The organism is Rhizohabitans arisaemae, assembly GCF_025996515.1.
GTDB lineage: Bacteria > Actinomycetota > Actinomycetes > Streptosporangiales > Streptosporangiaceae > Rhizohabitans > Rhizohabitans arisaemae.
Window position 1 is genome coordinate 40,850 of sequence record NZ_BLRH01000024.1, and the last position, 13,325, is coordinate 54,174.

Consider the following 13,325-nt stretch of genomic DNA (forward strand, 5'->3'; position numbering starts at 1 on the left):
CAAAAACGGAGATGGCATAACCCGTTTCACGCCCGTCTCGCGGTATGCGCCGAGCGGGGTTAGCGTGGAAGGATGAGCCTATTGCCCGACTGGCCGGAACCCCGCTCCGCCACGCCCTGGTGCGACACCCTCACCGGTCTCCCCAAGGCGGGGAGACCGGCGGATAAATCACCGGAGAACGTCGTCGCCGAGGTGCTTTCGGCGATCCTGCTCGGCTCCGATCGGCGCCGCCCGGAGCGTTAGACGCCCGTGCTCATCGACATGGACGCCATGACGGGTTTGGCCGAGGTACGGCGGCTGCGCCTGCTCCGCCGCTCCAGCCAGACGGCGACGCCGCTCAGCGCCATGTTGAGCCCGACGTAGATGACGCCGATCACGATCGCCGCGGGGATCAGGCTGCCGAAGTGGACGGCAGGGATGATCTTGAATCCCATGTTGAGCAGGTCCACGTAGGCGATGATGTAGCCGAGCGCGGTGTCCTTGAGCAGGACGACGAGCTGGCTGACGATGGCCGGCATCATCGCGGTGACCGCCTGCGGGAGCAGGACCAGCCGCATCACATTGGTCTTGCGCAGTCCGAGGGCGTAGGCCGCCTCCGACTGCCCTCTGGGCACCGCGCGGATGCCCGCCCTGACCACTTCGGCCAGGACCGATCCGTTGTACAGGGTGAGTCCGGCCACCACGGCCATCAGGGTGTAGTCCCCGCCGCCGAAGACCCAGGGCGACGCGTAGAAGATGAAGAAGATGAGCAGCAGGAGCGGGACCGCTCGGAAGATCTCCACGACGGCGCCCGCGGGGACCCGGATCCATTTGTGGTCGGAGAGCCGGGCGATACCGAAGACCGCACCGAAGACCACCGCGAAGACCGCGGCGAGCCCGGCGGCCGTCAAGGTGCCCAGCAGGCCGGGAATGATGAAGTTCACCCAGGTCGAGGACTGGAGGAACGGCTCCCAGATCCTGCCGTCCCACTGCCCCTCGGCACCGAACTCGGCGATGACGAAGTACGCGATCGCCGCCAGCACCACGACGGTGACCAGCGTGAGGGCGTTGTTGCGCAGCCGGGCCCGGGGTCCCGGTGTGTCGAACAGGATGTTCGCCTGGGTCATCAGGTCACCGCCAGTCGCTTGGCCAGCCATCCGGTGAAGAAGCCGATGGGCAGGGTCACCGCCATGAACGCGACGATGAGACCGAGGAAGATGGGGATCGAGACCCCGGTGTCGTCGAAGATGTCCTTCATCGTGAACGCCGACTCCGCCAGGTAGCCGGCGGCGATCGCCACCGTGGTGTTCTTCATCATCGCGATCATCACGCTGCCCAGCGGGGCGACGACCACGCGGAACGCCTGCGGCAGGATGATCATGCGCAGGGACTGGACGAACGTGAAGCCGAGCGCCCGGGCGGCCTCGGCCTGACCCAGCGGCACCGTGTTGATCCCCGACCGGAGCGCCTCGCAGACGAAGGTCGCGGTGTAGGCGGACAGTCCCAGGACCACCAGCCAGAACCCGTTGGTGCTGGGTGTCTGGGAGAAGGACAGGCCGAGGGTGTCGCTGAGCCCGAGCGCGGAGAAGGCCAGGATCAGGGTGAGCGGGGTGTTCCGCACGACGTTGACGTAGACCGTCCCGGCCGCGCGCAGCACCGGGGTCGGCGACACCCGCATGGACACCAGGATCGTGCCGAGGATCAGCGACAGGACCGCGCACACCGCGGCGATCTGCACGTTCTTCAGGAAACTCAGCAGCAGATCCGGTGCGTACTTGATTAATTCATCCATCGTGCTCCACCCGTGGATACGGCGGCGGCCGGTGACCCGGACGCCGGGTCACCGGCCGCCGTAGGGAATCGGATCAGCTGCAACCCTCGGCCGGGGGAGTCGCGGCGGGCGCGGTGAGTCCCTGAGTCTTTCCGAACCACTTGTCGAAGAGCTGCTTCATGGTGCCGTCCTGGTACATCTTGGCGACCGCGGCGTTGATCGCCTCACAGGTCTTGGTGTCGCCCTTCTTCAGGCCGACGCCGTACTTCTCGTCGGTGAACGGGTCACCCAGGATCTTGAGGTTGCCCCCCTGGGCGGCGAACCCGGCGAGAATCAGGTCGTCGGTGGTGACCGCGTCCAGGTTGCTCCCGTTGAGCTTGGCGAAGCACTCGGAGTAGTTGCTCGCGCCGACCAGCTGGACGTCGAGGTCGAGCTTGCCGTCCGGCGGCGGGTCGGTGATCCGCTTGTAGGAGTTGGATCCCGCGGCCTGGCAGATCCGCTTGCCCTTCAGGTCGGTCGCCTTGGTGATCGCGGTGTCGCCTGCACGCACGATGGTGTCCTGGTGGGCGATGATGTAGGGCCCACCGAAGGTGACCTTGCCCTTACGGGCCTCGGTGATGGAGTAGGTCGCCACGATGATGTCAACCGTGCCGTTGGCCAGGAATGCCTCCCGGTTGGAGGAGGCGGACTCCTTCCACTCGATCTCGACGTCCTTACCGCCGGCCAGCTCCTTCAGCAGGTACTTGGCGACGTCGACGTCGAAGCCCTCAGGGGCGTCGCCCTTCTTGAGGCCGAGGCCGGGCTGGTCCCACTTGGTGCCGACCACGATCTTCTCGCCGGCCTTGGCCCGGTCGACCAACGGGCCGTCGGAGCCTCCGCCGCACGCGGCCAGGCTCGCGGTGAGGGCTACGCCTACCAGGGCGGTTCCTACTTTGCGTACACGCATTCCCGCAACCTCGTCTCAGGTCAGTGAGTCAGAATCTTGGAGAGAAAATCCTTGGCGCGGTCGGTGCGCGCGTTGGTGAAGAACTCCTCAGGGGTGTTCTCCTCGACGATCTGGCCTTCGGCCATGAACACGACGCGGTTCGCCGCCCGGCGGGCGAACCCCATCTCGTGGGTGACGACCATCATGGTCATGCCCTCGCCGGCCAGCTCGATCATGACGTCGAGGACCTCTTGGACCATCTCGGGGTCCAGGGCCGAGGTCGGCTCGTCGAACAAGATCATTTTTGGGTTCATCGCGAGCGCCCGGGCGATGGCCGCGCGCTGCTGCTGGCCGCCGGAGAGCTGGGCGGGGTGCTTGTGGGCCTGGGCGGCGATGCCCACCCGCTCCAGCAGCTCCAGCCCGCGCTTCTCCGCGTCCTTGGGCGGGATCCCGCGGACTTTGATCGGGCCGAGGGTGACATTTTCCAAGATTGTCTTGTGTGCGAACAGGTTGAACGATTGGAAGACCATGCCGACCTCGGAACGGAGCCGGGCCAGACCCTTTCCTTCGGCGGGAAGGGGGCGCCCCTCAAATGTGATTGTCCCGGAATCGATGGACTCAAGCCGGTTGACGGTCCGGCACAGCGTGGATTTACCGCCCCCGGACGGGCCGATGACCACGACGACCTCGCCACGCTCGATGCCGAGGTTTATATTCCTAAGAACATGTAAATTTCCGTAGTACTTGTTGACATTGTCTAGGACAACAAGTGCTCCCTGCCGATCCGTGGCATTACCGGTCTCCGTCATGACGCATAAGTTAATACCCGAGAATGGAAATGTCAGGGTCTTTATCGGTACCGATCCGATTACGCCGCCCAACCTCTTCCACGGTGTGCGTACCCCGGGTTCGGCGCATCATGTGACCGCGCTCCGCGGAGCGCCTACCCTTGTCGGTGAGATGACAGTCACCGCAGAGGGCACCCGCACGTACGAGGTACGGACCTATGGGTGTCAGATGAACGTTCATGACTCCGAGCGCCTGTCCGGTCTGCTGGAGAGCGCCGGCTATGCCCGCGCGGCCGCCGGGGAGACCGCGGACATCGTGGTCTTCAACACCTGTGCCGTCCGGGAGAACGCCGACAACCGCCTGTACGGGAACCTCGGCCACCTGCGCCCCGCCAAGCTCGCCAATCCGGACATGCAGATCGCGGTGGGCGGCTGCCTGGCGCAGAAGGACCGTGGGGAGATCGTCCGGCGTGCGCCCTGGGTGGACGTCGTGTTCGGCACCCACAACATCGGATCCCTGCCGGTGCTGCTGGAGCGGGCCCGGATCGGGCGCGAGGCCCAGGTCGAGATCGAGGAGTCGCTGACGACCTTCCCCTCGACGCTGCCGACCCGCCGCGAGTCGCCGTACGCCGCCTGGGTCTCGATCTCGGTGGGGTGCAACAACACCTGCACCTTCTGCATCGTCCCCGCGCTGCGCGGCAAGGAGAAGGACCGGCGTCCCGGCGACGTCCTCGCCGAGGTCCAGGCGCTCGTCGACGAGGGCGCGTTGGAGATCACGCTGCTCGGCCAGAACGTCAACACCTACGGGGTGGAGTTCGGGGATCGGCTGGCGTTCGGAAAACTCCTCCGCGCCTGTGGTGGTGTCTCCGGGCTTGAGCGGGTTCGTTTCACCTCACCGCATCCGGCGGCCTTCACCGACGACGTCATCGCCGCGATGGCCGAGACGCCGAACGTCATGCACCAGCTCCACATGCCGCTGCAGTCGGGTTCCGACCGGGTGCTCAAGGCGATGCGCCGCTCCTACCGCGCGGAGCGGTATCTCGGGATCATCGAGCGGGTCCGCGCGGCGATGCCGGACGCGGCGATCTCCACCGACATCATCGTGGGCTTCCCCGGCGAGACGGAGGAGGACTTCCAGGGGACCCTGGACGTCGTCCGCCAATCGCGGTTCGCGAACGCCTTCACCTTCCAGTACTCCAAGCGTCCCGGCACCCCCGCGGCCACCATGGACGGGCAGGTGCCCAAAGAGGCGGTCCAGGAGCGGTACGAGCGGCTCGTCGCGCTACAGGAGGAGATCTCCTGGGCGGAGAACAAGGCTCAGGTGGGACGGACCGTGGAGATCCTCGTCGCGGAGGGCGAGGGGCGCAAGGACGACGCGACGCGCCGGATGTCGGGGCGTGCGCCGGACAACCGGCTGGTGCACTTCGCGGTCCCCGGCGGGACCGAATCGGTCCGGCCCGGCGACATGGTCACCGCGGAGATCACCTACGCGGCGCCGCACCACCTCGTCGCCGACGTCGTGCACGGGGTACGGCGGACGCGGGCCGGGGACGTCTGGGCCGCGCGGCAGGACGGCGCGGAAGCGGGCAAACCCGCGGTGCTGCTCGGGATGCCGACGATCGGCCGGCCGGTCCGCGAGGACGCCGAGGCGCCGTCGTGCTCGGCCCGGCCGTGACGCGGAATCGGTAGCGGGGTGCTCGCCGCCGCAGCGGTCTGCCCGCACCCGCCGCTCCTGGTCCCCGAACTCGCCGGTGCCGCCTCCGCCGAGCTGGACGGGCTGCGCGCGGCGTGTGACCTGGTGGTCGGCTCGCTGATCGAATCGCGTCCGGACGTTCTCGTCGTGGTCGGCGGCGCCGGGAGCACGGCGAGCCATCCGCCGGACAGCGCCGGAAGCTTCGCCCCATATGGGGTGGACGTCCGGGTGGGGGAGGGGGAGCCGACGCTCCCGCTCTCCCTTACGGCCGGACGCTGGCTGCTCGACCGGGCCGGCTACCCGGGGCGGCTGGCCCTGGAGGCGGTGGCCTTCGACGCGCCCGCCGAAGACTGCCTGCGCCTCGGGCGCGACCTGGCGGCTTCCGCCGGCCGCGTCGCCTTACTGGTCATGGGCGACGGCTCGGCCTGCCTGACCGAGAAGTCACCCGGATACCTCGACCCCGCCGCGCGCCCGTACCAGGAGATGCTGGTCCGGGCGCTGGAGCGAGCCGACGCGGATGCGCTGGCCGGGCTGGACCCGGGCGAGGCGGACCGGCTGCTCGTCGCCGGACGGGCCGCCTGGCAGGTGCTCGCGGGCGCGGCGGGTGGCCGAGGTTGTCGTGGCGGACTCCACTACGCCGCGGCGCCGTACGGTGTCGGCTACGTCGTCGCGGAGTGGGTTCCGGAGCCGGCGGGGCGCTGAACGTCCCCGCCGACCGGCCGGGCGTTATGCCGGTCCGGTGGGTCCGCGTCCGGTCTGTCCGGGTCCCGGCGGCATTCCGGTCCCGGTCTGTCCGTCGATCTTGTCTGCCGCGTTCTTGGCGGCGTCGGCGGCCTTCTTGATCTGCTCGGTGAACCTGCCGCCGGTGGCGCTGTCCGCGGCCCGGGCGCCTCTCTCGATGCCTTCGCGGATGCCGGCCTCCAGCTTGGTGCGGAACTCGGCTTCCATCTTGTTCCGCATGTCCTCGGGCTTGCCGGTCGTGGTGCCCGGCGCTCCGGCCTGAGGTGGGACCTTGGTGCCGGACATCTGCTCGTCCTTGGCGGCGACGGAGAACATCTCCTTCACCTTGTCGATGATCGACATAGTCTCCCCCGAACGAAATAGACAAATCGCCCTTTGGGTACATACCCATTCTGGCATGGCAAAACAGTCAGGCTGCTCCGAGGAGTCTCCGGGGGTTGGCACACTTGAGCCCGTGGGCCAGCAATCAATCGTCGCGATCGTCGGCGCGACCGCGAGCGGCAAGTCCGACCTCGGAGTGGAGATCGCGCTACGGCTCGGCGGGGAAGTCGTCAACGCCGACTCCATGCAGCTTTACCGAGGCATGGACATCGGCACGGCCAAACTCACCCCGGAGGAGCGCCGGGGGGTGCCCCACCATCTCCTCGACGTCTGGGACGTACGGCATACCGCGAGCGTCGCGGAGTACCAGCGCGCGGCCCGGCGGCTCGTCGAAGACCTCGCCGTACCCATCCTGGTCGGCGGGTCGGGCCTCTACATTCGGGCGGCCGTCGACGACCTGGAGTTCCCGGGGACCGATCCGGAGATCAGGGCCCGGCTGGAGGCGGAGCTCGACGAGGCCGGGCCGGACGCGCTGCACGCCCGGCTCCGGCGGCTGGACCCCGCGGCCGCGGCGGCGATCCTTCCCACCAACGGCCGCCGGATCGTCAGGGCGCTGGAGGTGATCGAGTTCTCCGGGCGGCCGTTCAGCGCGACGATGCCCTCCTACGAGGGGCTCCACCGATGCGTCCAGATCGGCCTGGAAGTCCCCCGCCCCGAACTCGACCGGCGGATCGCCCTCCGGGTGGACCGCATGTGGGCCGCGGGACTCGTCGCCGAGGTGCGCGCGCTGGAGGCCGCGGGACTGCGATCGGGGCGTACGGCGAGCCGCGCGCTCGGCTACGCGCAGGTGCTCCGGTACCTCGCCGGAGAGTGGACCGAGGACCAGGCGAAGGAGGAGACCGTCCGGGCCACCCGGCGCTTCGCGCGGCGCCAGGAGTCCTGGTTCCGCCGGGACCCCCGGGTCGTCTGGCTCCCTTACGACGCCGAGGACCTGGTCGAGCGGGCACTCGATCACATTGCCGACATCATGTGAGGTTTTTGCCCGGTACGGCGGTTCGCAGGGCCTCGCCGTCACCGGATGACGGCTCCGCCGCCGTACGGCCGTACGATCTGCACATGCGGTTTGTCAAAGGACACGGCACCGAAAACGACTTCGTGATCCTGCCCGACGTCGAGGGCGCCCTGGAGCTGACCGCGGCGGCGGTCGCGGCGATCTGCGAGCGGCGTTCGGGCGTCGGGGCGGACGGGGTGCTCCGGGTCGTGCGGACCAAGTCCTGCCCGGAGGTCGCCGACCAGGCGTCGGAGGCCGAGTGGTTCATGGACTACCGCAACGCCGACGGGTCCGTCGCCGAGATGTGCGGAAACGGGCTCCGGGTTTTCGCCCGATACCTGGTGGACGCGGGACTGGCCGCCCCGGGCGAGCTGAGGGTGGCGACGCGGGCGGGCCTGCGTGGAGTGAGCCTGGGCGCCGTCGGCGAGGTCACCGCCGACATGGGCAGGCCGGAGGTGCTCGGCGCCGGCCGTACCGAGATCGCGGGAGAGGTCCTCGTCGGACTCCGCGTCTCCATGGGGAACCCCCATCTCGCCTGCGTGGTCGACCGGCCGGTGGGCGACTTCGACCTGTCCCGGCCGCCCGTGGTCGACGAAGCGGATTTCCCGTCCGGCGCCAACGTCGAGCTCGTGGCCGCGCGGGCCGAGCCCCGGCACCTCGCCATGCGCGTCCACGAGCGGGGTTCGGGGGAGACCCGGTCGTGCGGGACCGGTGTGGTGGCGGCCGCGGTCGCGGTGGCCCACGCCGCCGGCGAGGAGACGGGAACCTGGTTCGTCACCGTGCCCGGCGGCGGGCTCACCGTGCGGTTGGACGGCCGGACGAGTTATCTCACCGGGCCGGCGGTTCTCGTCGCCGAAGGGGAGCTCCGGCCGTCGGTCTTCGGGTAGGACATGATCAGAGGATCCGGCGGACATACAGGGCGATTCACGGAGACGGTATGACGAAGACACAGACCCTTGCCGCAGCGGTGAAGACGCCGGTCGGGGCGCTGGGCAGTGGGTTCATGATGTCGCGTGAGGCCAAGGCGGCGTGTGAGCTGACCGGGCTCGGCTCCTGGCAGATGTACTTCCGCGGCCGATTCGGGGTGCTCGGCGAGACGGACGCGGACGTCGTCGTCGCGGTGGCGGTCTTCTACCCGGCCGATCACGTCAGGGAGTCCTGGGACGGCGGGCGGGCGGTTCCCGCCCACCAGGCCGCCGAGCGGTACGCGCAGGCCTGCCAGGCGTGGGGGCGCCGCAGGTTCGCCGGGTTCGCCGAGGCCGGCCGGCTCGCCGAACTCCTGCTCACCGTCGTCGACAACGCCGATGTGACCGGGGCGCCGCTGTTCGCCGGATGGCGGGCCGTGCCGCTCGCCGAGGACGCCCCCGCCCGGCTCGCCCAAGCCCTCTACGTGCTCCGCGAGCTCCGCGGAGGACTGCACGGAGTGGCGGTGCTCGCTTCCGGGGTGAGCCCGCTCGACGCCACCTTGATCGGCTCCGAGGGCACCGACGCGTCCGAGGGCAGGGCGATGGCCGGGTTCCTCGGCTGGCACGAGCCCTTCCCCGACCCCACCGCCGAAGCCGTGGCCCGGCGAGCCCAGGCCGAACTGCTCACGGACACGCTGATCGCTCCGGCGTTCGAGGTTCTGGACGACCTTGAGCAGGAAGAGTTGGCGCGGCTCCTGCACGAGGCGCACACCAGGTAGGCCGTAGACGTTTGGGGCACGTCTCACGAGCTGGCAGACTGGCCAACCATGGACGTGGACATCTGGGCCTGGGTCGGCGACACCCAGCGGCAACTACACGACTCCGGCGAGGGCGGGATGGCCTTCGCCCTGGGCGAATTGCCCGCTCAGGCACAGGAGGGCAGGTACGCGCAGCTCGACGTCATGGCTCCCGCCGTGGCGATGCGCGGACAGGAGCTCGGTCTCCCTTGGGTGGAGCTGTACGCACGGCACTGGCATCTGCAGGGGCGGCTCGGCAGCCGCATGCAGGGTGCGAGCGCACTCCAGGACGCGATCGGCCTCCGGGAGTTCGCCAAAGGCGTCGAGGACTGTCCCGACGCGGCCTGTTCGATCGTGGACCTCGCCCTGTGTCAGGCCAACATCGACGGTCCCGGATACGCCGAGGACCGGATCGCCCTGATCACCGGGGCGTTGGACGGCGACGCCGGCCCGTGGACCGAGGCGCTCAACCAGGAGCTGGCCACCGCGCTGCTGGACGCCGGGTCCCCCGAGGAGGCGCTGCAGCTCGTCGGGGTCGGCGTGGTCGGCGCGCGCGCTCTCTTCGACCTCGGCCGCAACGAGGAGGCGTTGATCGCCCTCGACGTGGCCCTGGAGGACGACCGCGCCGCGGGGATCATGCGGGCTCGGGTCCTCGCCCGGCTCGGCAGGCATGAGGAGGCCGGTGACGCGCTCCCCGGCCTCGACGAGATCGGCGAGACCCCCCGGCACTGGCTCGGCTGGTCCACCGCGGTCTCCGAGCTCGTCGGCAAGGCCGACCAGGTCGTCAACAGCTGGCAGCTGGGCCGGGTGCTCCGCGGCTGGATCGAGTACTTCGAGTCCGTGGGCGCGTTCCGGACCCGGGTCGAGCTCGCCCTGGTCGCCGGTGACCTGGCGGTCTCCCGCAAATCGGCCTGGATGGCCCGGCAGCTCGCCGACCTCGCCGAGGCCTCGCTCGACGGCCTCCACGACCGGGACGGGCTGCTGGACCGGGTCGCGGCGCTGCGCTCCGCGGCCGGCAAGGTGGCCGGTGCCCCGGCGCCGGGCCCGGACGACGAGCTGGCCGCCTACTTCGACGCCGCGGACGTCGGCACCGCCGACCCCGAGCAGTGGGTCGCCTGGCTGCTCCCCGCCCACGGGGTCAATCCGGAGGTCACACAGCGGCTCGTCACCACGATGGGCTTCCTCGGGTTCCCGCGCTCCGGGGCGGACCTGCTCTGGGACCAGGTGGTCAAGGCGCCGGCGGCCGACGACGCCTCGGCGACCCTCGCCGGGCTGCTGATCGAGGCCGGTGACGACGAGCGGGTGCTTCAGCTGGTCGGCATGCTCCCCACGGCGGCGGGTCACATGACCCTCGCCCGGCTCCACCAGGCTCGGGAGCGCTGGGAGGAGTGTGCCGCGGAGGCCGCCAAGGTGATCGAGGCCGAGCCCGCCTCGGCGGACGCCAGAAGGCTCGCCGCCGTCGCCGCGCAGCAGCTCGACGACTACACCACCGCCGCGGGCCTGCTCAAGGAGCTCACCGCCGACGGAGGCGGTGAGGCGGAGGACGTCTGGCGGATGGTCGTCTTCGCCACCGCCGCCAAGGACTGGGAGCTGGTACGGGCCGGAGCCGCGCGGCTCGACCTCCCCGCGCTCTCCACCGAGGAAGGGCCCATCGAGGAGCGGTGGCACCTCGCCCGGGTGCTGCTCCCGGCCGCGGACGGCACCACGCGGGAGATCATCGCCCAGCGGACCGGCCCCGCGACGGCCCGCCTGCTCATGCCGCAGCCGACGGGCTCGGACTTCAACGCCGGGGACGTCGTGGTGGTCGACCCGCAGCCGCTGGAGCCGATGCCGGAGAGCGAGGAGGAGCGCCAGTCGTGGATGGTCCCCTTCGCCGCGGTGACGCTGCTTCAGCCTGGCGGCTACATGAGCTGGTTCTTCGACGGGGCCGCGCCGGACGAGCGCGCCTGGGAGGAGTTCAGCCAGGTCCTCGCCGAGCGGGACTGGCCGATGTGGGTCTACAGCGATGAGAACTACACGGTCACCCACCCGGGGACCGGTGAGCGGCTTCCCGGGATCTACGGCTGGGTCGCCGTCCCGCCCGCGGTCACCCCCCAGGAGGTGGACGCGCTCCTCGACGACGTGACCGAGCGGTGGGTGCATCCGCTGGCCTGGCTCGACCTGGCCAAGGCGGCTGAGATCGAGGTCGAGCGGCACGAGCGGATCGTCAAGGAGTACGGCCTCTAGGCGTCGTCCCGTCCTGGGGAGGTTTCATGTCGCTGCTCGCCCGATTTCGGCTCGACGGCCGGGTCGTCATCGTGACGGGGGCCTCCTCAGGACTGGGTGTGGCCTTCGCCCGGGGGTTCGCGGAGGCGGGCGCGGACGTCGCGATCGGGGCCAGGCGTCTCGATCGGCTGGCGGAGACGAAGAGCCTGGTCGAGGAGACGGGGCGGCGGTGCGTCGCGACGGCCGCCGACGTGACCGATCCCGGTTCCTGCCGTGGTCTGGTCGAGGCGGCGATGGCCGAGTACGGCAGGGTCGACGTTTTGATCAACAATGCCGGGATCGGCACCGCGGTACCGGCGCTGCGGGAGACTCCCGAGCAGTTTCGCCAGGTGATCGACGTCAACCTGCACGGGGCGTATCTGATGGCGCAGGCCTGTGCCCGGGTCATGAAACCCGGCTCGTCGATCGTGAACATCGGCAGTGTGCTCGCCGAGACCACGGTCGGCCTTCCGCAGGCGGCCTACAGCGCCTCGAAGGCGGCGCTCAACGGGCTTACCCGGGACCTGGCGCAGCAGTGGACGGCTCGGCTCGGCATCCGGGTGAACTGTCTGGAACCGGGGTTCTTCCACACCGAGATGACCGAGGGCTACCGGCCTGGCTATCTCGAGAGGCAGCTGGAGACCCGGGTGCTCGCCGGCCGTGCCGGGGACCCGTACGAGCTGGTGGCCGCGGCCGTCTTCCTGGCGAGCGAGGCGGGTTCCTACGTCACCGGCGCGGTGCTCCCCGTTGACGGCGGAATTCTGATCACCTAGTGTCGTCGGCTTTCCCGATGAGAGAGGCCGTTCACATCATGGATGGACCGATGGGGGGCGAGTTGGTGAAGACCGACCGGCTGGGGGAGGTGCTCGACGAGGAGCGGCCGTGGGGCCGCTTCGAGCGCTTCACCGTCAACGAGCCGAGTACCGTGAAGATCATCCATGTGGCGCCCGGCCAGCAGCTCAGCCTGCAACGCCATGTCTTCCGCGACGAGCTCTGGGTTGCCCTAGACCCCGGTGCGGTCTTCGAGGTGGACGGGGACAGGGTGGAGCCCGACGTGGGGGACCGGCTGCTGATCCGGGCCGGTCAGACCCATCGGCTCGGATCGCTCGGACCGGCGGTGCGCGTGCTGGAGATCGCCTTCGGGCACTTCGACGAGGAGGACATCGAGCGGCTGGCGGATGTCTACGGTCGTTCCTGATCGGCGACCGCCCGTCGGGGAGATCTCTCATCGCGCACGTGTAAAAGATGATTTACGGTGAATAACGAATATCGCTAGGTTTTTCGCGAGCGGGATGGGTGCCGGTTGTACGGGCTGCGGGCACGGGTCGCGGGCATGGTCGTGGGCGGCGTCGTCACCGCGACGGCCCTGACCGGATGCACGGCCGTCATCGGGGCGGAACCGTCCCCGGACGAGCCGGGCACCGGCCGGGTCGTCGCGGGCACGGCGGTCAAAGCGCTGCAGGGCCTTGACGTCAAAGGCCGGGCACCCATGACCGGCTACGACCGGGACGAATTCGGCCCGGCCTGGGCGGATGTGGACCGCAACGGCTGCGACACCCGCAACGACATCCTCAAACGCGACCTGGAAGGGGAGAGGTTCCGCGCCGGCACCCGCGACTGTGTCGTGATCAGCGGTACCTTCCGCGACCCGTACAGCGACCGGGTCATCGACTTCGTACGCGGGCAGCACACCAGTACGGCGGTGCAGATCGATCATGTGGTGGCGCTCGCCGACGCCTGGCAGAAAGGCGCCCAGCGGTGGTCCGCCGACCGCAGGAAGGAGTTCGCCAACGACCCCCTCAACCTGCTCGCGGTGGACGGCGCCCTCAACAACCGGAAACAGGCCAGTGACGCCGCCAGCTGGCTGCCGCCCAGGAAGGGCTACCGCTGCCCATACGTGGCCAGGCAGATCGCGGTCAAGGAGAAGTACGACCTCTGGGTCACCTCCGCCGAGCGGGAGGCGATGGCCGCGATCCTGCGCGACTGCCCCAAGGAGCGGCTCCCCGTCTCCGAACAGGGCGAGTGATCGAACAGGGCGAGTGACTGACCTCACGCGATTGGCCCGACCTCACGTGATTGGCGCGGTGGGCTAGGAGGCGGCACTTCCCGG

At 69.7% G+C, this 13,325-nt stretch carries 15 protein-coding genes; 10 read left to right on the plus strand and 5 right to left on the minus strand.

Annotation, left to right across the window (positions count from 1 at the left end; all coding sequences use genetic code 11):
* The first annotated feature begins 72 nt into the window (after positions 1-72).
* Entirely contained in the window at positions 73-243 is a 171-nt protein-coding gene (locus RUR_RS10470; protein ID WP_283134771.1) for a hypothetical protein, read from the plus strand.
* Here the strand turns inward: RUR_RS10470 and RUR_RS10475 are convergent.
* The 4 genes from RUR_RS10475 to RUR_RS10490 all read right to left on the minus strand — a co-directional run bounded on the left by RUR_RS10475 (position 240) and on the right by RUR_RS10490 (position 3,484).
* Positions 240-1,106: an amino acid ABC transporter permease gene (locus tag RUR_RS10475; protein ID WP_283134772.1), complete on the minus strand. Its 867-nt coding sequence runs from the start codon at positions 1,104-1,106 to the stop codon at positions 240-242. The two genes, RUR_RS10470 and RUR_RS10475, sit on opposite strands and share 4 nt — an antisense overlap.
* A complete protein-coding gene (locus RUR_RS10480; protein ID WP_283134773.1) occupies positions 1,106-1,771 on the minus strand; it encodes an amino acid ABC transporter permease in 666 nt (221 codons plus the stop codon). Before RUR_RS10480 ends, RUR_RS10475 begins: the two co-directional genes overlap by 1 nt.
* Before the next feature lie 73 nt (positions 1,772-1,844).
* A complete protein-coding gene (locus tag RUR_RS10485; protein WP_283134774.1) occupies positions 1,845-2,696 on the minus strand; it encodes a glutamate ABC transporter substrate-binding protein in 852 nt (283 codons plus the stop codon).
* A 20-nt stretch (positions 2,697-2,716) separates the two neighbouring features.
* Entirely contained in the window at positions 2,717-3,484 is a 768-nt protein-coding gene (locus tag RUR_RS10490; RefSeq protein WP_283134775.1) for an amino acid ABC transporter ATP-binding protein, read from the minus strand.
* Between the two features lie 151 nt (positions 3,485-3,635).
* Here RUR_RS10490 and miaB point away from each other — a divergent pair, with 151 nt between their 5' ends.
* Both miaB and RUR_RS10500 read left to right on the plus strand, forming a co-directional pair.
* Positions 3,636-5,138, plus strand: a complete 1,503-nt coding sequence (miaB, locus tag RUR_RS10495; RefSeq protein WP_283134776.1) for a tRNA (N6-isopentenyl adenosine(37)-C2)-methylthiotransferase MiaB — start codon at positions 3,636-3,638, stop codon at positions 5,136-5,138.
* Between the two features lie 18 nt (positions 5,139-5,156).
* Entirely contained in the window at positions 5,157-5,858 is a 702-nt protein-coding gene (locus RUR_RS10500) for a class III extradiol dioxygenase subunit B-like domain-containing protein (RefSeq protein WP_283134777.1), read from the plus strand.
* A gap of 24 nt (positions 5,859-5,882) precedes the next feature.
* On the opposite strand, the gene RUR_RS10505 is transcribed toward RUR_RS10500, so the two are convergent.
* A complete protein-coding gene (locus RUR_RS10505; protein WP_283134778.1) occupies positions 5,883-6,239 on the minus strand; it encodes an Rv0909 family putative TA system antitoxin in 357 nt (118 codons plus the stop codon).
* Positions 6,240-6,366: 127 nt separating this feature from the next.
* Between RUR_RS10505 and miaA the strand changes: the two genes are divergently transcribed.
* The 7 genes from miaA (at position 6,367) to RUR_RS10540 (ending at position 13,241) form a co-directional block, all read left to right on the plus strand.
* Positions 6,367-7,251, plus strand: a complete 885-nt coding sequence (gene miaA / locus RUR_RS10510) for a tRNA (adenosine(37)-N6)-dimethylallyltransferase MiaA (protein WP_428846989.1) — start codon at positions 6,367-6,369, stop codon at positions 7,249-7,251.
* Between the two features lie 83 nt (positions 7,252-7,334).
* On the plus strand, positions 7,335-8,156 hold the full coding sequence (gene dapF / locus RUR_RS10515; protein WP_283134780.1) for a diaminopimelate epimerase: 822 nt from the start codon (positions 7,335-7,337) through the stop codon (positions 8,154-8,156).
* A 50-nt stretch (positions 8,157-8,206) separates the two neighbouring features.
* Positions 8,207-8,953 (plus strand): SCO6745 family protein, encoded by a 747-nt coding sequence (locus tag RUR_RS10520; protein WP_283134781.1) that lies wholly within the window; start codon positions 8,207-8,209, stop codon positions 8,951-8,953.
* Between the two features lie 48 nt (positions 8,954-9,001).
* Positions 9,002-11,197: a tetratricopeptide repeat protein gene (locus RUR_RS10525; protein WP_283134782.1), complete on the plus strand. Its 2,196-nt coding sequence runs from the start codon at positions 9,002-9,004 to the stop codon at positions 11,195-11,197.
* A gap of 26 nt (positions 11,198-11,223) precedes the next feature.
* Positions 11,224-11,988 (plus strand): SDR family NAD(P)-dependent oxidoreductase, encoded by a 765-nt coding sequence (locus RUR_RS10530; protein ID WP_283134783.1) that lies wholly within the window; start codon positions 11,224-11,226, stop codon positions 11,986-11,988.
* Between the two features lie 50 nt (positions 11,989-12,038).
* Positions 12,039-12,413 carry a phosphomannose isomerase type II C-terminal cupin domain gene (locus RUR_RS10535; RefSeq protein ID WP_283134784.1) on the plus strand — a complete coding sequence of 125 codons (375 nt, stop codon included), beginning with the start codon at positions 12,039-12,041 and terminating at the stop codon, positions 12,411-12,413.
* A 105-nt stretch (positions 12,414-12,518) separates the two neighbouring features.
* A complete protein-coding gene (locus tag RUR_RS10540) occupies positions 12,519-13,241 on the plus strand; it encodes an HNH endonuclease family protein (RefSeq protein WP_283134785.1) in 723 nt (240 codons plus the stop codon).
* Positions 13,242-13,325: the final 84 nt, after the last annotated feature.